This window comes from Mycobacterium sp., from assembly GCF_049683935.1.
In the GTDB taxonomy this organism is placed as follows: Bacteria; Actinomycetota; Actinomycetes; order Mycobacteriales; family Mycobacteriaceae; genus Mycobacterium.
The window spans coordinates 1-18727 of record NZ_JBAUJR010000521.1 but is presented as its reverse complement, the minus strand read 5'-3'; the positions used below and the strand labels follow the sequence as shown (position 1 = coordinate 18727).

18 protein-coding genes are annotated in these 18727 nt (G+C 66.3%); 5 read left to right on the top strand and 13 right to left on the bottom strand.

From position 1 onward, the window contains the following. Positions 1-139: 139 nt before the first annotated feature. Complete coding sequence (locus WA965_RS29480) at positions 140-2548, bottom strand: CocE/NonD family hydrolase (protein WP_526448308.1); 2409 nt, start codon at positions 2546-2548, stop codon at positions 140-142. 631 nt (positions 2549-3179) lie between these two features. Between WA965_RS29480 and WA965_RS29475 the strand changes: the two genes are divergently transcribed. Both WA965_RS29475 and WA965_RS29470 read left to right on the top strand, forming a co-directional pair. Continuing rightward, entirely contained in the window at positions 3180-4814 is a 1635-nt protein-coding gene (locus WA965_RS29475; RefSeq protein WP_526294092.1) for a fatty acyl-AMP ligase, read from the top strand. Between the two features lie 48 nt (positions 4815-4862). Continuing rightward, entirely contained in the window at positions 4863-5663 is an 801-nt protein-coding gene (locus WA965_RS29470; RefSeq protein ID WP_526294093.1) for an ANTAR domain-containing protein, read from the top strand. Here WA965_RS29470 and WA965_RS29465 read toward each other — a convergent pair. The 5 genes from WA965_RS29465 to WA965_RS29445 all read right to left on the bottom strand — a co-directional run bounded on the left by WA965_RS29465 (position 5660) and on the right by WA965_RS29445 (position 8847). After that, positions 5660-6418 carry a GAF domain-containing protein gene (locus WA965_RS29465; RefSeq protein WP_526294094.1) on the bottom strand — a complete coding sequence of 253 codons (759 nt, stop codon included), beginning with the start codon at positions 6416-6418 and terminating at the stop codon, positions 5660-5662. The two genes, WA965_RS29470 and WA965_RS29465, sit on opposite strands and share 4 nt — an antisense overlap. 33 nt (positions 6419-6451) lie before the next feature. Next, a complete protein-coding gene (locus WA965_RS29460) occupies positions 6452-7138 on the bottom strand; it encodes an ANTAR domain-containing protein (protein ID WP_526294098.1) in 687 nt (228 codons plus the stop codon). Between the two features lie 54 nt (positions 7139-7192). Beyond that, on the bottom strand, positions 7193-7390 hold the full coding sequence (locus WA965_RS29455) for a hypothetical protein (RefSeq protein WP_526294095.1): 198 nt from the start codon (positions 7388-7390) through the stop codon (positions 7193-7195). Positions 7391-7396: 6 nt separating this feature from the next. Next, a complete protein-coding gene (locus WA965_RS29450) occupies positions 7397-7555 on the bottom strand; it encodes a DUF6307 family protein (protein WP_526294096.1) in 159 nt (52 codons plus the stop codon). 92 nt (positions 7556-7647) lie between these two features. Continuing rightward, positions 7648-8847: a fatty acid desaturase family protein gene (locus tag WA965_RS29445; RefSeq protein WP_526294099.1), complete on the bottom strand. Its 1200-nt coding sequence runs from the start codon at positions 8845-8847 to the stop codon at positions 7648-7650. Positions 8848-9055: 208 nt separating this feature from the next. Here WA965_RS29445 and WA965_RS29440 point away from each other — a divergent pair, with 208 nt between their 5' ends. Then, positions 9056-10216 carry a N(5)-(carboxyethyl)ornithine synthase gene (locus tag WA965_RS29440; RefSeq protein WP_526448307.1) on the top strand — a complete coding sequence of 387 codons (1161 nt, stop codon included), beginning with the start codon at positions 9056-9058 and terminating at the stop codon, positions 10214-10216. On the opposite strand, the gene WA965_RS29435 is transcribed toward WA965_RS29440, so the two are convergent. Further along, positions 10209-11012 (bottom strand): transglutaminase-like domain-containing protein, encoded by an 804-nt coding sequence (locus WA965_RS29435; protein WP_526302613.1) that lies wholly within the window; start codon positions 11010-11012, stop codon positions 10209-10211. The two genes, WA965_RS29440 and WA965_RS29435, sit on opposite strands and share 8 nt — an antisense overlap. Then, entirely contained in the window at positions 11009-12166 is a 1158-nt protein-coding gene (locus WA965_RS29430) for a glycosyltransferase (RefSeq protein ID WP_526302626.1), read from the bottom strand. The genes WA965_RS29435 and WA965_RS29430 overlap by 4 nt, the downstream gene beginning before the upstream one ends. A 252-nt stretch (positions 12167-12418) precedes the next feature. Here WA965_RS29430 and WA965_RS29425 point away from each other — a divergent pair, with 252 nt between their 5' ends. Next, entirely contained in the window at positions 12419-12556 is a 138-nt protein-coding gene (locus tag WA965_RS29425) for a hypothetical protein (RefSeq protein ID WP_178359082.1), read from the top strand. Positions 12557-12785: 229 nt separating this feature from the next. Here the strand turns inward: WA965_RS29425 and WA965_RS29420 are convergent, their stop codons facing one another. From WA965_RS29420 to WA965_RS29410, 3 genes are all read right to left on the bottom strand, one after another. Continuing rightward, entirely contained in the window at positions 12786-12989 is a 204-nt protein-coding gene (locus WA965_RS29420) for a cold-shock protein (protein ID WP_178359081.1), read from the bottom strand. A gap of 133 nt (positions 12990-13122) precedes the next feature. Continuing rightward, a complete protein-coding gene (locus tag WA965_RS29415) occupies positions 13123-13608 on the bottom strand; it encodes a DUF5994 family protein (RefSeq protein ID WP_526302616.1) in 486 nt (161 codons plus the stop codon). 305 nt (positions 13609-13913) lie between these two features. Beyond that, positions 13914-15293 carry a cytochrome P450 gene (locus WA965_RS29410; protein WP_526302618.1) on the bottom strand — a complete coding sequence of 460 codons (1380 nt, stop codon included), beginning with the start codon at positions 15291-15293 and terminating at the stop codon, positions 13914-13916. An 81-nt stretch (positions 15294-15374) separates the two neighbouring features. Here WA965_RS29410 and WA965_RS29405 point away from each other — a divergent pair, with 81 nt between their 5' ends. Beyond that, on the top strand, positions 15375-17570 hold the full coding sequence (locus WA965_RS29405; RefSeq protein WP_526302620.1) for an MMPL family transporter: 2196 nt from the start codon (positions 15375-15377) through the stop codon (positions 17568-17570). An 18-nt stretch (positions 17571-17588) separates the two neighbouring features. Here the strand turns inward: WA965_RS29405 and WA965_RS29400 are convergent, their stop codons facing one another. Together WA965_RS29400 and WA965_RS29395 are read right to left on the bottom strand one after the other, a co-directional pair. Next, positions 17589-17828: a DUF6480 family protein gene (locus WA965_RS29400; RefSeq protein ID WP_526302622.1), complete on the bottom strand. Its 240-nt coding sequence runs from the start codon at positions 17826-17828 to the stop codon at positions 17589-17591. Positions 17829-17927: 99 nt separating this feature from the next. Then, the coding region (locus WA965_RS29395; RefSeq protein WP_526448306.1) for an ABC transporter substrate-binding protein at positions 17928-18727 on the bottom strand (800 nt) is incomplete at its 5' end.

Sequence of the window (18727 nt, the reverse complement as noted above, 5' to 3'; positions counted from 1 at the left end):
GGGAAAATGTGAGTAAACCCCGCCGTCAGTGCAGTCTCAACGCCAAGGCCCGCCGCCAGCGCAGTCTCAACGCCCGGGCCCGCCGCCAGCGCAGTCTCAAGGCCGGGGTCCGCCGTGAGCGCAGTCTCAACGCCAAGCGCTAGGCAGCGACCTGCGTCACCTGGGCGGCAGCCAGCGTCGGCAGCTTCACCGACATCCCCTCCACCGTGATCGCGCCGTAGGAGTAGAAGTTCAGGAAGTTGAACGTCGAGGTCATCACCTGCACGGTCACCGACTGACCCGGCTGCAGCGTGTGCGCCACCTGGTCCAGCGGAACCGTGACGGTGTGCGAATCACCGTCCAGCTCAACGGGTATCGAGGTGGCCAGGTTGCCGAGCACCAGACCGGTCTCGTCGTCGACGATCTGCGCGTACACATGCGTGGCGCTGCCGGTGCCCGAATAGGTCAACGTCAGCTCCGGCGCACCCACGATATGGGTCGTCTCCGTGGCATCGGGAACCTCGAGGTTGACCGCGTTCAGAGCCGGTGCCGCCGAGGGCAATCCGAGCAGCGCCGCGATCAACCCTCGGGTGATGCCGAACGGACTCGGGCCCGATCCGCCGATGAACGGGAAGATGAAGATCGACTTGTCGTCGTCCCGACTCGCCGTGACGGCCTCCCCCGTCGCCACCGGGTAGGTGTCCGAGGAGAACAGGTCGCCGTTCTGATCCACCCACTCGAACTGCGCGCCGGTGTCCACATTCTCGCCCTTGACGTGATGGTCGAGCCAGTCCAGCGTCCGGCCGACGACGACGTCGCCGTTGTTGTAGCTGCTCAGGCACGCACCGTGACCGCCGCAGTACCACAACACTTTTGTCGTCGTCCCAGCCGCAATCAGCGCCTTGGCGTTGAGGTCGGCCTGCTCCAGCGTGAACAGGGTGTCGACGGTGCCCTGGATCAGCAGCGTCGGCGCGGTGATGTCACCGATCTGGTCGGCGTACCCGCGGTCGATCAGCAGATCGAGGTCGGCCTGCGCGACCTTGCCGGTGAGGATGCCGACGATCGCCGCGGGCAGGATCCGCTCATTGGGCCGCGACAGCGTGGCGACCAGCACGGCGCTCAACAGCGTTCCCCACCCGCTGCGTACCGCACCGTCGGGGAACAGCACATTGTCGAGGCTGTTCCACGCGATCGTCGGCACGATCGCATCGATGCGGTGATCGATTGCCGCCGTGGCCAATTGGATACCGCCACCGTAGGAAGCACCGACCATGCCGAGCTTCGGATCGTTGGCTGCGTCGAGTTCGACCTCCGTCAGCGTCGCCAGGTGGCTGATGATGTGCGAGACGTCGCGACCCTCGAAGTCCGGCGACTGCAACTGCATCCGACCGCCCGAACGCCATTCACCACGCGGATCCCAGGTGACGACGTTGTAGCCCGCCTCACGCAGCGCACCGATGCCGATGACGTCGTTGGGCAGGAAACTGTCGGTCTTCAACTCCAGCGTGGTCGAGCCGGGCAGACCCAGACCTGAACCGGACAGCACCGTCGGCGCCTTCCCCCCTGCCGCCAATCCCTTGGCCGGCATGAAGTTCACGAAGATGTTGGTGCCGTCGAACGACTTGACGATGAAACTGCGCGGTCTCGGGCTGCCCTCCGGAGCATCGTGGTCGATCGGGAAGCCGATCACCGGATGCAGGATGTCGCCGACAAACGGGATGACATGCAGCAGCCCGACTATCGGGGTCACGATCAATTCGCCGAGCACCGGGATCCGCTGCAGCCACTCCAACGGCGGGGTCCACTCGATGATCTCGACACCGGTCGGGACCGGGTACTGCTCGGCGGCTGCCACCGCCAGGCTGGTACCCACCTCCGTCGCCGTCATGGCCGGGGTCTCGCCCGTCACCTCGCGGCCCGCGGCGACCAGCGACATCACCAGCGACGTCAACGCCGGAACAGCGGGGTTGCCGGTCGCGTCTGCCGACTCTTCCGGCGGGCTGACCGTGGAGAGCTCGGTGGTCACGACCTCGGTCGGCACCACCTCGTCGACGGGCTCGGCTACCGGTTCGACGTCCGATTCGTCTACGACGGGATCAACCTGGGCGGGGGCGATGTCCACCGGCTCGTCAGCGACCGCGCCCTCTACCTCAACCGGCTTCTCAACCGGCTCTTCGACGGTGTCTTCGACCTCGTCGACGGACTCTTCGGCTTCGTCATCCGTTGCGTCGTCGTCGCCTCGGTCCGCGACGTCCTCATCCACGTCAGCGACGTCGTCATCGACGTCGTCGGCCTCGTCAGCGTCCTCGTCGGCGTCGTCATCAGCGTCGGAGGCATCGGAGTCGGAGCCATCAGCAGCGTCGTCCGCCTCCTCCCGGGTCTTGGTCCGCTTGGGCGTCTCAGACGACGACTCGGACGACGATGCCGAGGTAGACGGGCCGCTCGAGGTCGAGCCTGATGCTTTCCCCTCGTCGGCTGCCGCGGCACCCGCTCCGACAAGAACCGCGGCACCGATTCCCAGTGCCACTGCCAAACCGCCGACTCGACCCACGTGAGACCCCGCACCCATGGCTAAATGCTTACCGTGGCTAACCGCCCTTCCGGGCGCCTTTGGGTTTTTGGTTACTGATGAGTCAGTTCTCGGCCCGTGGAGCCACGGATTCCGCACCGGGATGACGCACCCACCGCCGATCCGGACCGAAGGATCTGGTCCGCCATGCGGTAACGGGGGCGATAGCGCTCGTCCGACAAGCAGATCGACGACGCGTGTGCCGCGCCCGCAAACGGGTACCTCACGCTAAGCTCCACCCGGGTTGGTTCCCAGCCTCACGGAAACGTCTCGGCGGCGATATGTCGTCCCTGCCGAACTCGACGTCAGCCGACCATCCACGTTTGTGTCCCCACGCTGGGGTTTTGATGTCGCAACGTTCCCAACCTCGTAACAATCCGTGTCACATCGGACATGTAGCAACGGTCCGTGGCACTAAAGCCGGTACAGTCTGCGCGTCTGACATGTCGCGACCCTCGATCCGATCGGATCGGGGACCGTCTGGAGTAGACGCGAGGAGGTCACGCGGTACCGCAGCCCATCGTCGGGCGGCGGCAGTCGAACTTCAGCGGCTCGCGCAATACCTGACAGACCACGTTGTCCGCAGGGCACAGATCACAGGCGCCTACCCGCCAATGCATTAGGGGCTTCCATGAGCCGATTTACCGAGACCATGTACGCCAACGCCCAAAACAGCACCAAGGGCCTCATCACCGGTGAGCCGCACGCACCCGTCCGCCAGTCGTGGGCCGAAGTGCACGAGCGCGCCCGCCGGGTTGCCGGCGGATTGGCCGCCGCGGGCATCGGACCCGGTGACGCCGTCGCTGTGCTGGCCGGTGCGCCCGTGGAGATCGCGCCGACGGCCCAGGGCATCTGGATGCGCGGCGCGTCCGCGACCATGGTGCACCAGCCCACGCCCCGCACCGATCTGGTGCGCTGGGCCGAGGAGACCACCGCCGTCATCTCCATGATCGCGGCCAGAGCCGTTGTCATCTCCGACCCGTTCATGGCCGCCGCGCCGGTCCTTGCCGGGATGGGCATGACGGTGCTGACCATCGAGGATCTGCTCGCCGCCGATCCGATCGATCCGGTCGACACCGACGACGACGCCATCGCGCTGATGCAGCTGACCTCCGGATCGACCGGGTCTCCGAAAGCCGTCCAGATCAGCCACGCCAACATCGTGGCCAACGCCGATGCCATGACCATCGGCTGCGACTTCGACATCGAGAACGACGTCATCGTCAGCTGGCTGCCGTGCTTCCACGACATGGGCATGACGGGTTACCTGACGGTGCCGATGTACTACGGCGCGGAGCTGGTGAAGGTCACGCCGATGGATTTCCTCAGCGATATCCTGTTGTGGCCCAAGCTGATCAGCAAATACAAGGGCACCATGACGGCCGCGCCGAACTTCGCCTACAACCTGTTGGCCAAGCGGTTGCGCCGGCAGGCCACCCCCGGTGAGTTCGACCTGTCCTCGCTGCGGTGGGCGCTCTCGGGCGCCGAGCAGGTGGACCCGCTCGACGTCGAGGATCTCTGCGAAGCCGGCGCTCCGTTCGGCCTCAAGCCCGAGGCGATCATCCCGGCGTACGGCATGGCCGAGACGACGGTGGCGGTGTCGTTCTCCGAGTGCGGTGGCGGCATGGTCATCGACGAGGTCGATGCCGACCTGCTCGCCGTCCTGCATCGCGCGGTGCCGGCGACCAAGGGTCACACCCGCCGGCTCGTCGCGCTCGGCAAGCCATTGGACGGCCTGGAACTGCGGGTCGTCGACGAGGACGGCGCCGAACTGGACGCCCGCGGCGTCGGAGTCATCGAGGTGCGCGGCGAACCGGTCACCAAGGGTTATACGACCGTGGGTGGTTTCATCGCCGCCCAGAACGAGCGCGGCTGGTACGACACCGGCGACCTCGGCTATCTGACCGAGACCGGAGACGTGGTGGTGTGCGGCCGCCTCAAGGACGTGATCATCATGGCCGGCCGCAACATCTACCCCACCGACATCGAGCGCGCCGCCAGCCGGGTTACCGGGGTGCGGCCGGGATGTGCCGTCGCGGTGCGACTGGACGCCGGCCGGTCGCGGGAGACCTTCGCGGTGGCGGTGGAGTGCAAGGACTACGCCGACGAGGCCCAGGTGCGCCGGGTCGAACGCCAGGTCGCCCACGAAGTTTTTGCCGAGGTGGACGTGCGGCCGCGCAACGTGGTGGTGCTTGCGCCGGGAACCATCCCGAAGACGCCGTCGGGCAAGCTGCGCCGCGCCCACGCGCTCGCGCTGGTGAGCTGACCGAGACAAGCTTTCGGACCGGCCGGGGACGGGTACGTTCTAAGCACCATGGCTGATTACGACCCGCAGCCCGGCCGGGTTCCCCACGAAGATCTGTCGGCTTCGCAACGCAGAGCCGACCACAGCGACCTGCAAGCAGGACTGAGCGGGGTGGCCGGCCTGGTGGCCGGCGCAAGCCCGGTGAGCAACCTGCTGCGCGACGTGGCCGCGTTTGCCACACACGCCATACCCCATGTCGACGGCGCGAGCGTGGTGTTGCTGCAGACTCACGACGCTCCGCTGCGTGTCCAGACGTTCTCCGCAACCGCGGAGTTCGTCAGCATGATCGACGCCGTGCAGTACGACGAACTGCACGAAGGTCCGTGCATCACCTGCATGGAGTCGGCACGGGTGACCGTCAGCGGCTCGCTGGGCAGCGACGACCGCTGGCCGCGGTTCGGCGGCAGAGTGGCCCGAATGGCGGTGCACTCGGCCCTGTCGGTGCCACTGATGGTGGGCCATCATGTCATCGGCGCGATCAACGCCTATGCCCACACCCGAGATGCGTTCGGCGACCACGCCGTCGCGTTGGGTTCCCAGTTCGCCGGACCGGCCGCGGTGTCGGTGCACAATGCGCAGTTGCTGGCCGGCGCCCGGGAGCGGACCGAACATCTACAGCGCGCGCTGGCCAGCCGGGCGGTGATCGACCAGGCGGTCGGGATCATGCGCAGCCGCACGGGAGCGACCGCCGAAGAGGCGGTCGACCGGCTCAAGCGGATGAGCCAGGCGGAGAACATCAAGCTCGCCGTGCTCGCCGAGCGACTGGTGGAGGAGGCGGTTCGGCGCGCTCGGGTCCGGCACCGCTCCTAGCGCATCGTGTTATGGGCGTATTCGGTGAGGTCGGCGATCATCACCGGTCGCGAGTGCCGGTCGCTCATCAGCCGGCGGGCGACCTCGGTGAGGTGTTCACCCTTGGCGTGTGAGTACGAACGCAACAGATCGAAGGATTCCGCCACCGACAGGTCGAGGATCTCGCGCAGGAATCCCTTGGCCTGCTCCACGACGATCCGGCTCGTCAGTGCGGAACGCAGCTGCGGCAGCACGGTCGACGGTGTCGGCGCCTGCCCCTGCAGGATCGTCACGCATGCGATGTGCGCGAGGGTCTGCGCGACGAGAAGGTCCGCGTCGCTGAGCGCGCCCGGCCGCGTGCCGAACAGTCCGAGCGTGCCCAGCACCAGTCCGGCCGCACGCATCGGCACGGCATGCACCGAGGCGAAGCCGGCGTCCACCGCCGCGGGAACGAACCTGGGCCAGCGGCGCACGGCGGTTCCCAGGTCAGCGACCGAGACGGGTTGCCCGGTGGTGTAGCAGTCCAGGCTCGGGCCCTCTTCGGTCTGCAGCTCGAACAGTTCGAGGCCGTGTGCCTGTGTGGTGGTGGCCGCCAGCAGTTGCAGCTGGTCGAACGGGTCGGCCAGCAGGAATCCGGCGGCGGCCACGTCGAGCAACTCTGCACTGCGCTCGGTGAGGTCGGTCAACAGATCCATCACGTCGAAGTCGACGAGCAGGCTGTCCACGAGGGACACCACTGCATCCAATACCTGTGTTTCACGGGGAGTTTCGTTCATGTTTCCCTCCTTCCTGATTGCTCGGTTCGCGCATCAGTCGGCATCCAGCCGCAAGCGGCGCTCGAGGATGTCGCGGGCCACCTCGGTGGCGGACCGGCCGGCGGCATAGGCATGCGCGCGCAGTCGAAGTAGCGCCTCGGCAGGTTCGATCCCCTGCTGTGCGACGATCATGCCGGTGGCCTGGCTGACCTCTGCGCGCGACAGCGCGTTCAGTTCGGCCCAGGCACTGCTCCCGGGCTCCGAGGCTGCCGCCTGCAGATCGGCGTCCAGCAGATCGAGCACAGGCACCGCGGCCAGGTCGGCGGCGACGATGGCGCCAGAGAGCTGAGGACCCGCGAGTTGCCCGGGAGCCGTGGAAAAGAAATCCAGGGCGCCGACATATTCGCCGGCGACCACAACCGGCATCGCGTACACGCCACGGATCCGCATGTCGATCATCGCGGGTCCATAGATCGGCCAACGCCCGTCGGATTTATCCGCGAGGTCGGTGACCAGCACCGGACCCCTCCGGCTGACCGACTCCAGGCACGGCCCCTCGCCGAGGGTGAACTGAAGCTCGTCGTACATCCTCGCGTGCTCGCTGCTGGAACCCAGCGTTCCGGCGTTGGCGCCGTCCCACACCAGTGAGATCGCCGCCGCGTCGATGTCGAGGAGCATCACGCAGGCCTCACAGAGCCGGTCGGCGGCTTCTGAGCCGCGCCGGCCGTCGACCGCAGCCATAAGCTGGTCGCGGATCACTGCTGTCGAGTAGCCGGGTTCTCGGCACTCCTTTGTTCAGTTCCAGAACCCACGCCTCTTCCATCTCTGCTTGTCGCCTTCCACATGGGCCCATTCTCCGGCCGCATAACTGAATGGCTGTGCCGCACCGCCTCGTATGACATCGAGGCTGCCGTCGTGGTGCTTGACGAACGTGTCACCGAACCGCATGTACTCCTCGGTGTGGCCATCGCTGAGTGTCACAGTGACGGTCACAAGGACTCAACGCACCTTTTCGGGAATCGAGTTCAGAACGTGGAGTACCTGCACTGCGAGTTCGCCCGCCGCCTTGTCGCCGAGCTTGGAATGCTCACTGATCGTGTCCTTGATCAGTTCGACACGTCGCTCGTAGGGGGATCGGATCGGAGTTGACACGGCCATGATGAATTTCCTTTTCGATCAGGCATTTTCCGCTCGCAAGCGAGCTGCCCGACACATCCCACGCTACGCCTATACGCGCCGAGGTGGTGCCACTAGCGACGTTTGTGTCCACGCTCCCGCAAGGCTGTCCGAAGGCCACCCGGCGACTTACCGGGACGGGCACCGTCGAAAAACTTCCGTTCGGAAGCGGTTTCCGGGGCGTCGTCACTGGTGGCCACCAGGAATCGATCCGGAAGCGCCAGTTTGTGAATGGTCCGCAGTACCAGGAAGTACTGCCGCGCAAGCGAACTGCTGGTGTAGGGCAGATCGTACTTGTCGCACACCTCCCGGACCCGCACCGCGATCTGCGCCAGTCGATTGCTGGGCAGGTCGGGGAACAGGTGGTGCTCGATCTGGTAGCAAAGATTGCCGCTCGAAAAGGCCATCAGCGGACCGGCGTTGAAGTTGGCGGCGCCGAGCATCTGCCGCAGGTACCACTCACCCTTGGTCTCGTTATCGAGGACATCGGCGGTGAATTTCTCTGCCCCGTCGGGAAAGTGGCCACAGAAGATCACCGCGTACGCCCAGAAGTTGCGCAGCAGGTTCGCGGTCAGGTTCGCGCCCAGGGTCCTACGCCAGCGAGACCGGCTCAGTGCAGGGACGAGTACGTAGTCCTTGAGCGACTGCCGGGCGATCTTGGCGGCGAAGGCCTTTCTCGCCTCGACGACCTTCGCATGATCCGGTGTCAACCGGTCGCGCTCCGAGTGGATCCCATGTAGGCCGATCCCCCATTCGAAGATGCTGGCCAGCAACAGGTTCCGCAACGGCTGGAACAGGTGCTCGGGTTTCCACTCCTGGTCCCGGGTCATCCGGATGACACCGAACCCGAGGTCGTCGTCCACCCCGACGACATTGCTGTACATGTGATGTCGGTAGTTGTGCGAGTACCGCCACTGCGACGAGACCCCGACCATGTCCCACTCCCAGGTGCTCGAGTGGATCTCGGGGTCGTTCATCCAGTCCCATTGACCATGGCCGACGTTGTGGCCGATCTCCATGTTCTCGATGGACTTCGCATAGGCCAGCGCGGCGGTCCCGACGGCCCAGCCGGTCCGCGACCTGCTGCACCCGATGATCAGGCGCGCCGCGACGTCCAACGTCCTCTGGAACTTGATGGTCCGTCGGATGTAGGCGGCATCACGCTCACCACGTGATTCCTCGACGTCGCGACGGATGGCGTCGAGTTCGTGGCCCAAGGCCTCGATCTCCGCTTCATTCAGATGCGCGTACGCAGCGATGTCGGCGATTGCCACTGTGGGTTCCTGTCGGTCCGTCCGGCTCATGGGTATCTGGGCTATCGGTGGTAACCCATTGGTTGCGGACCACCAGCCGAGATCGATAGACGACGGCAGCTCGTCGGCGTTGCCCTAAGGCTAATGAGGCCTGCTGTATGCGTCAACGCGACCTGTAGGGTCGGGTCGGCGGGACCAACCGGGGCCCCATCTGCGAGGGGTCGGCGACATGACAGGAAGCGCTGATTCACAACGGCTTTCGCTGGGCGTTCTGGCCCACTCCCGCAAGCCCGATGAACGTAGGCTCCCTATACATCCCGCACATTTCAGCAGAATCGATCCTGCGCTGAGTCCACGGATCTTCCTCGAGCACGGGTACGGCTCGTTGTTCGGCGCCACCGACGACTCTCTGGCCGACCAGGTGGCGGGCATTGCCAGCCGGGAGCAACTCATCGCCGACTGCGACGTGATCCTGCTGCCCAAGGTCCAGGCCGAGGATCTTGCCGACATGCGGGACGGGCAGGTCGTCTGGGGCTGGCCGCACTGCGTGCAGGACTCCGCCCTGACCCAGGTCGCCATCGACCGGCGGTTGACGCTCATCGCGTTCGAGGCGATGAACCACTGGAAGTCCGACGGCGGCTTCGGCCTGCACGTCTTCCACAAGAACAACGAGCTGGCCGGCTACTGCTCCGTCCTGCACGCCATCGCCCTGGCCGGGATCACCGGCAGCTACGGTCGCCGGCTGCGGGCTGCCGTCATCGGGTTCGGCGCCACCGCGCGCGGCGCCGTCACCGCCCTGAACGCCCACGGCGTCGACGAGGTGTTCGTGCTGACCAACCGCGACGTCGCCGCCGTCGCCTCACCAATCCATTCGACCCAGATGGTGCAGATGGGGTCCGACCCGGAGACCCCCGAGCAGATCTGGGCGGACACCGAGGACGGACGTGTCCCGGTGTCGCGGTTCCTGGCCGACAGCGACATCGTCGTGAACTGCGTCCTGCAGGACCCCAACGCACCGCTGGTCTTCGTCACCGAGGACGAACTGGCCGCCTTCAGCCCCGGAAGCCTGATCGTCGACGTCTCCTGCGACGTCGGCATGGGCTTCAGCTGGGCACGCCCCACCTCGTTCGTCGAGCCGATGGTCGCGCTGGCCAACGGGGTGGACTACTACGCCGTCGACCACAGCCCGTCCTACCTGTGGAACTCGGCGACCTGGGAGATCAGCGAGGCACTCCTGCCCCACCTGGACACGCTGCTGGCCGGACCGGCCGCGTGGAAGCAGACACCGACCATCGCGCGGGCCATCGAGATCGAAGACGGAGTGATCCGCAATCCGGCGATCCTGGCGTTTCAGAACCGCGACGAGAACTACCCCCATCACGTCAGGTGATGGACACCAACTCGTCGATGGTGTCGCGAGGGAGGTCGCCGTCGACATAGGCGGTCACCAGCAATTTGTTCAGCGTGATCGCGCCGTCGTGGTTGTCCAGGAAGGCGATGTCCGCGGCGTCGCGACCGGTGGCGATGCGCACCAGTGACTGCCGGGGCGCCAGCAGCGTCCCGTCGACCACCCGCCACTGCCCCTCGACGAACGCCTCGGCGACGGCATGGAAGTCCATCGGGTACAGCCCCGGCGCGTAGACCGAGACCACGCGGGCGGGCACGTTGACAGCACGCAGCATGGCCACCGCCAGATGGGCGTAGTCCCGGCATACTCCGGCACCGGCGAGCAACGTGTCCACCGCGCCGTCGATGGGGTCGCTGGAGCCGGGCACGTAACTGAGCCGGCTGCCGACCCACCGCGAAACCTTCTCCAGCAGGGTTGCCGAATCGCGGTAGTTGCCGAATTCGGTTGCGGCGAAACCGAAGAACTTGTCGGCCTCGGCGTAGCGGCTGGGGCGCAGGTACATCGACAGGTCGTACTCGGTGACCGGCGCCGGGTCGGTGCGACCGATGATGGTCGCGGTGTAGTCGACCTCGAGCAATCCCACCGGGGCTTCCATCTTGTGGATCCGGTTTCCGTGCGTTCCGCTGATCTCCTTGGCCTGCACCGGTTTTCCGTTCAACGTGAACGACAGCGATTCGTACACCTCGGTGTGCGGATGCGGCGCGACGGCGATCTGGAATTCCAGCGTCGTCGGTGCGGTGATGCCGACTTCGAGCTCTGCGCCCACGACTCGTTTCATCGGCCGGCGTTGAGTGCCCTGTGCTCGGCGATGACCCGCTGCGCCAGATCGATGTAGGACCGGGCCACCACCGGCCACGCCATCTCCGGGGCCAGGGCCCGCGCCTCGGAGGCCATCGAGCCCGCCAGGCGTGGTTGCGTCAGCACCCGCCGCAGCGCCGACTGCAGCGCGTCAGGCTCGTCGTGGTCCACCACGATGCCCGCCCCGCAGCTGAGCAACTCGACAGCGTGCGGGAACGCGGTGGCGACCACCGGTCGACCGCTGGTGACGGCGTCGACGAGCACGCCGGAGGAGACCTTGTCGGTGGAGTCGTAGGGCAGCACGATCACCGCGGCCGACTGGATGAGGGTGGTCAGCATGTTGCCGTCGTAGTGCCGCGCATCGAAGGTGACCGAATCGGACACCCCGGCGGCACGCGCCCGCTCGATCAGCGACTCGCGGTACGCCTCGCCGTCACTGGCCAGAACCTTCGGGTGCGTCCGTCCCGCGACCACATAACGCGGCCGACCGGGTACATCCTGCAGGGACGCCATCGCGTCGATGACCCGCTCGATGCCCTTGCCCGGACCCAGCAGACCCCAGGTCAGGATCGTGGGCCGAGCCGAACGCTTCGCGCGGGGCACCGTCGGAAGGGTCGCGCCGTGCGGGATCGTGGAGACCTTCTGGCTGTCGACGCCGTACACCGTGCTCAAACGCTTCCGCGCGGCGTCGGACAACGCCACCACCCGGCTCGCCTTGGTCGTGATCGTCTCGATGACCCGACGCTGTTGCGGCGTGGGGTCTTTGAGAACCGTATGGGCAACCAGGATCGAGGGAACCTGAAGGCTCTCGAGGAGGGTGATCACTTCCTCGCCGTCGGTACCGCCGTAGAGACCGAACTCGTGCTGGATCACCGCGACGTCCCCGCGGTTGAGCGACGCCGCACATTCTGCGACCGACTGCGGCGAGCCGGTGACCAGCTCGCCGACCACCAGGTCGTCGGAGGAGGGCTCGCCGTCGGCCACCCGCACGACCCCGACCTCGGAACCATGCACTCGCAGCGCGCCGGACAAGCCCGCGCTGAACCTGGCCACCCCGCACGGGGTGGGAGGGAAGGTGCTGATGATGCCGAAGCGAACAGAACGGGAAAGTGGTTGCCGCACCGCAGGAGCCATCATCGAATTGAAGGTGGGCACAGAATTCAAGACAATCCCGACGTACGGTTGTTACCGGCATATCCGGCGTGAGCGGTTGCTCGGCGAGATCAGCGGATAACAGCTGACGCATCCCGGACTGGCTGGGTTCCCAACACCAGCAACGCTACACCCTGGCCTCTGTCCCCGCGACGCCACCCGACGGCTGGAGCAGGGGCGTATGGTCGACTGATCGGGACCGTCCAGGCCCCCATGATGATCAAGGGGCCAGCGATGTCTGACAAATCTCCTCGCCAAGGAATGTCCAAGAAGTCCGGGAAATCTCTGAAGGAGAAACGCGCGGACAAAAACGCCAAGGCTGCCGGGAAGTCCTCGGCGATCGAGGACGTGGTCTCCAACAAGAAGCGCTGACGCGCAACGGCTTCCGACCAACGTGTCACGGTCGCTGTGCTGTGAGTTCAGAAGACCATCAGACGGTGCGCCGATTAGTTTGTGCGACAATACTTTTCATGCCGCCAGGGCGAACATGTTGAGGATGAGGCTTTACAGTGCTCCGAAATGTCGCACACACCTGGTGAAACGAGATGTGGGCTGGTGGGATAAATCCCACCAGCCCACATGTAAGCGTTGGAGTCGTCTATCAGACGACAGTTACGCCCACAGCCTGAGGACCCTTGGCGCCCTGTTCGATTTCGAACTGAACGCGCTGGTTCTCCTCGAGTGAGCGGTATCCGCTCCCACCGATTTCTGAGTAGTGAACGAACACATCTTCTGCGCCGCCATCGGGAGCGATGAATCCGAAGCCTTTATCGCCGTTGAACCACTTCACAGTTCCCTGTGCCATACTAATCAACTTCCGTCATTCTGAATGGATGTCAGACAGACATCCCGGATAAGGCTAGCACGGTAGATGGCCCGACACTAACCTTGCACAAGACGCCACCAGCACAGTGCATTTCACAACAACCGCAGGCGCGTCAGGAATTGATCGGGTCGCACCACTTCGCGCTCTCGGCCTCGGCCAGCCGCATCACCACTCGTGCCGTCTCGAAGAGTCGGGCGTCGCCGGTGCCACCAGAGGTGGGCAGACCCGCTGCGGTGCGCAGCACCATCAAGCCGAGCGCCTGTGACGTCATGCTCGGTATGACAAGAAGTTTCGCGCTCGCCGTCTTTCCGACGACCACCATCAGGCGGGGCCGGCGGTGATGGTCGCCGGCACGCATCAGGCGCGCGCCGGTGGCGATCGTCTCCAGGTCGAGTTGACCTTCGGTGGACGACCAGTTGATGCGGATGTCGACGATCTCGCCCAACGGCCGGTGCAGGGCACCGACCAACTCGGGCAGTTCGGTCGCCACCGACGCGGTGTGCGGCCACCAGGCGCCGTCGATCTGAGCGCCCAGAGGGCTCGCGAGGGTGACCCTGATGGGTCGCGAAGCGCGGCGGGACCGCGCTAACCCGTTCACCGGGATGGCGAATCAGCAGGGGGAGTCTTTTTCGGCTGGTCGGAGAAAACGGGAGCCTGGACCGGCTCTTGTGAACTCGAGTTGGAGGTCTCCTCCGGCGCCTGACGATGAGAGAACAGATCAGACGAATCCATAAGCAGCGTCCTTGAGCGGTACGGGGCCATACCCCGCACTGTGTCCGAGCGAAGAGAATCGCGTCGCGAGCTGAGTATTGTCACACCGGAATCTGTCGCAATGGACTGTCGGCACGTACTCGCCTGAGGCCCAGACTACACCCACCTGCCTTTCAGCAGCGGTGAACACCCTCAGCTCGGTGCCACGGACCTGTTCGCAGGACACCCCGGCTGGCGCGTTGCGACCTGCGACGACACCGTGCGTTTGGCCCTGATGCGAACCCGCGCACCCCGGTGCGGCACAAAGATCACGTGCTTGAGGCGCCTGCGCTCCCCCGCGGCTGCCGTCGCGTCCAGTTCGACGCGGCGCAGTACCTCGCGCAGCACCACCCGGAACTCGACCATCGCGAACGTCGCACCCAGACAACGCCGGTTCCCGCCGCCGAACGGCAGATACGTCGACGGACTCAGCGTGGCCCCGAGCATCCGGTCCGGGTCGAACCGGTCCGCGTGCGGATAGACCGCGTCGCTGGCGTGCAGCACCACCATGCCCGGGATCACCATCACCCCGGCAGGCAGCAGATGACCGGCCAGCTCGACCGGCTCCGTGAGAACCCGTCCGACGTCGAAGACCACCGGCCGGATCCGCAGCGTCTCCTTGACCACAGCATCGAGATAGTCGTCGGGATCGCCCTCACGCGCGGCGCGCACCGCTCTGGCCAGGATCGCCGGGTGCCGGGTCAGCCGCTCCAGCGCCCACGACAGCCCCGTCGCCGTGGTGTCGTGGCCGGCCACCAGCAGCGTCATCAACTGATCGCGTAATTCGCGGTCGGTCATGCGGGCTTCGCCGGCCTGCACCAGCATCGCCAGCGCATCGGTGCGCTGGGCGATGTCGGGGTCGGCGCGCCGGTCGGCGATCTCGGCGTAGAGCAACCGGTCGGCCTCCGCGATCGCCTGACGCACCGGCTGCCACGGGCGCCGGCCCATCAGCTTCGGGTTGGCGATCGCCAGCGTCTCCCACGGACCCACGCTGAGCAGCCGCGGCATCACCTCACGCAGCGCGGCCAGGCGCTCGGGATCACTGGCGCCGATCACGGTCCGCAGGATCACCTCGAGGGTGATCCGCGACATCCGCGGCGCGACCGGGAATGTCGTAGCGACCGGCCAGCCCGCGATGTCGTCGGCGGCGATCTGCGCGATCACGTCGGTCTGCGCGGCGACGGCGTCGCGGGCGAACGGCGCAAGCATCAGCCGGCGCCGATCCCGGTGCACATCCTCGTCGACCACCAGCACCGAGGTGTCGCCGAGTAACCCCTTGAGCATCGAATTAGCTTCCCCCGCATGGTAAATCCGGGGATCGCCGGCGAACACCGTCTTGATGTCGGCGGGGTCGGTGAGGTAGACCAGCGTTCCCATCGACGCAACGCGCAGCGTGAACGCCGGCCCGTAGCGCCGTTGGCAGGTAGCCACAAAACGCTGCCCGAACTTCAGCATCAGCGCGGCCTGGACCGTCGCCGGGAGCTTCGGACCGGGTGGCAACGAGGTCGGAGACGCCGGGGACAGTGTGGCCATCGTCCCAGCGTACGAGCGTCGTCACGGAGATCACACCGTTTTCCAGGCGTAGATCCCGCGCGGTGGGGCACCCGAGTGCACATGTCTCGTTTTCTGTTCACTGTTGGTGGTTTCAGCTTCCGCCGCCGCGGGCTCGTCCTGGGCCTGTGGCTGGCGGTTCTGGTCGGTGTCGCCCTGGCATTCGTCGGCGCGCGCGGCGAGCCCAGCGACAACTTCACCATTCCGGGCACCGAATCCCAGCAGGCCGTCGAGCAACTGCAACAGAACCTGCCCGCATTCGCCGGTGCGCAGACCCAGATCACGTTCGCCGCGCCCGAGGGCAAGACGATCACCGATCCCACCGTGACCGCCGGCATCAACGAGGCCATGGCGAACCTCGGATCGATCCCCGACATCGCCACTGCCGCAGGACCGAGCCAGACCAGGCAGGTCTCCCCCGACGGCCGCGTCGGTCTGGGCACCGTGCAGTGGCGGGCTCCTCCCGGCGAGGTGGCCGACCCGGCGCTGAACGCTCTGGAATCGGCGATGGAACCGGCGCAGGCCGCCGGCGTCCAGGTCGAATACGCCGGCAGCGTGTTCCCCGGCTACAAGGTCGCCGTTCCCCACCTGCCTGAGATCATCGGCATCGGCGTGGCATTCCTGATCCTGCTGATCACGTTCGGCGCGATCGTCGCCGCCGGGTTGCCGATCCTGACCGCGAGCATCGGCGTCGGCATCGGCGCGCTCGGCATCTTCGTCGTCGCGGCATTCATCGAAATGCCCACCGCCGCTCTGTCCTTGGCGTTGATGCTCGGCCTCGCCTGCGGCATCGACTACGCCCTGTTCATTCTCAACCGCTATCGCAACAATCTGCTGTTGCTTATGCCGCGTGACGAAGCCGCCGCGCTGGCGGTCGGAACCGCAGGCGGCTCTGTGGTTTTTGCGGCCCTGACGGTGATCATCGCGCTGTGCGGCCTGGCGATCGTCGGCATCCCCTTCCTCACCTACATGGGCGTCGCCGCGGCAGTCTCGGTGTTCATCGCCATGCTCATCGCCCTGACACTGCTGCCTGCGCTGTTCGGCTTCTCCGGCGCCAAGGTGTCGAAGTTCATCAGGGCGCCGCTACAGCCGGGCCGGCCGAAAGAGGTCGCCCAGGTCGCGGCCTACACGCCGCACCGCACGATGGGCGCCGCGTGGGCACGGTTCGTCGTGCGCTTCCGCAAATCGCTGCTGGTCGGTGGATCCGCGATGCTCGTCGTGATCGGATTGCCGGCGCTTTCCTTGCATCTGGGTCTGCCCAGCGGCGCTTCGCAGCCCGAGTCGAACACGTCGCGCCAGGCCTACGATCTGACCGCCGAGCACCTCGGGGCCGGATTCAACGGCCCACTGCTCGTCGTCGCCGATCTCTCCGGCGCAACGGATCCGCGGGCGCCGCTGACCCTTGCCGCCAACCTCGATCGCGAACCCGGCGTCGTCGCGGCCCAGCCCGCCGGTGCGCAGGGGCAGACCGCCGTCATCCAGGTGATCCCCGAGACCGGACCCAACGACACCGCAACCGCCGACCTGGTCAAGCAGATCCGCGCCGACCGTGACGTCATCGAAGCCGACACCGGCGCAACGATCCTGGTCGGCGGGACCACCGCATCCAACATCGACACCTCCGACAAGTTGGCCGCAGCGCTGCCGGTTTTCCTGGTCGTCGTCGTCGGGCTCGCGTTCGTCCTGCTGACGATCGCGTTCCGCACGGCGATGGTGCCGATCACGTCGATCATCGGGTTCCTGCTGTCGGTGTTCGCCGCCATGGGCGTGCAGGTCGCCGTCTTCCAATGGGGCTGGGGCGCAGATCTTCTCGGTATCACACCGGGCGAGACGATCAGCTTCCTACCGATCATCGTGCTGGCCATCATCTTCGGTCTGTCCAGCGACTACGAGGTTTTTGTGGTCTCGCGCATCAAGGAGGAACTGGGCAGGTCCGGCGGCGATGCCGTCGAGGCCGTTCGCACCGGCGTCGGGCTCTCGGCGCGGGTCGTGACATCGGCGGCATTGATCATGTTCGGGGTGTTCATCGCGTTCCTGGCCGGTGGTGACCCGATCATCAAGTCCGTCGGGCTGACCCTGGCCGTCGGTGTCTTCCTCGACGCGTTCGTCGTGCGACTGACGCTGATCCCGGCCGCGATGAGCATTCTCGGTGACCGGATGTGGCGTCACAGCACGTGGTTCGACAAATACGTCCCGAACCTCGACATCGAGGGCACCTCACTGGAGGCCAGGCACCCGAGCCCGGTGGCGGTGACCTAACCTCTCACGTCAGTACACCTAGCCGAACAACCTCAGCGTCATCAGCACGGCAGCGACCGCGAACAGCACCACGAACAGGCCGATCGCGACGAATCCGGCGATCGCCCTGGGTGTGAGGTTGTGGCCGGCGGAGGGATCGGCCTGCGAGGTCGCCGACGTCTGCGCCGAGTCGGGAGGCGTCTCCCCGGGAGGCACACCGCCGCCGGGCTCTTCGCCGGTGGTGGTTGCGGGATCAGGGTCTGGAGGTAGCGCAGTCACGATCGTCTCTCGTCGCAGGTCCGGCGGGCCGCGCAGGCTCGCCCTTGACTGGGGGCGTACCCGGCAGCGTGGGTTCTACACAGTTGCGCGCCGGTGGCTCTACCTCGTCGCGCCGTTGATCACCGGCGTGTCGATCATGCCGCGCTCGACACCCCACATCGTGGCGATGGCCCGGTAGTCACCGGACTCCATCAGGTGTTCCAGCGCCAGCCGCAGCGATTCCGCCAGCGCCGAACCCTTCTTGACGGGCCAACCGTACGGAGCGGAGTCGAAGACGTCGCCCGCGGGCACGAGATCGCCGCGGCTGAGCTTGATCGCGAAGCCCGTCACCGGTGAATCGGCCGACATCGCGTCGACCTCGCCTGCGATCAGTGCGTTGGTCACCTCGTCCTGACTGAACGAAACCACGATCTCCACGGGCGCCTGGCCCGCGGCCACACACTGATCGCTCTTGCGGGGAAGTTCCTCGGTTTCCTGCAGAGTTCCTTGTGCCACACCGACTCTCACCCCACACGGCGAGTTCGGATTGGGTGCGGTGCCCGACCGCTTGGCCCACTGGGTGCCCGCCTGGAAGTAGGTGACGAAGTCGACCGACGCTTCGCGCGCCTTGGTGTCGGTGACCGACGACATCCCGACGTCGGTGGTCCCCTCCAGCACCGACGGCAGGATCATGTCGAAGGAGGTGTCACGGTAGTCGGGCACCAGACCGAGCACCTCGGTCACGGCGTTCATCAGTTCGACGTCGAAGCCGACGAGTTGACCGTCGGCGTTCTTGAACTCCATCGGGGCGTACGGCACGTTCACCCCGATCACCAGCCGGCCCCGGTCGCGGATGTCGGCCGGAACGGTCGCCGCGATCGACTCGACGGCGCCGGCAGGCAGCGGCGGCGCATCACCGC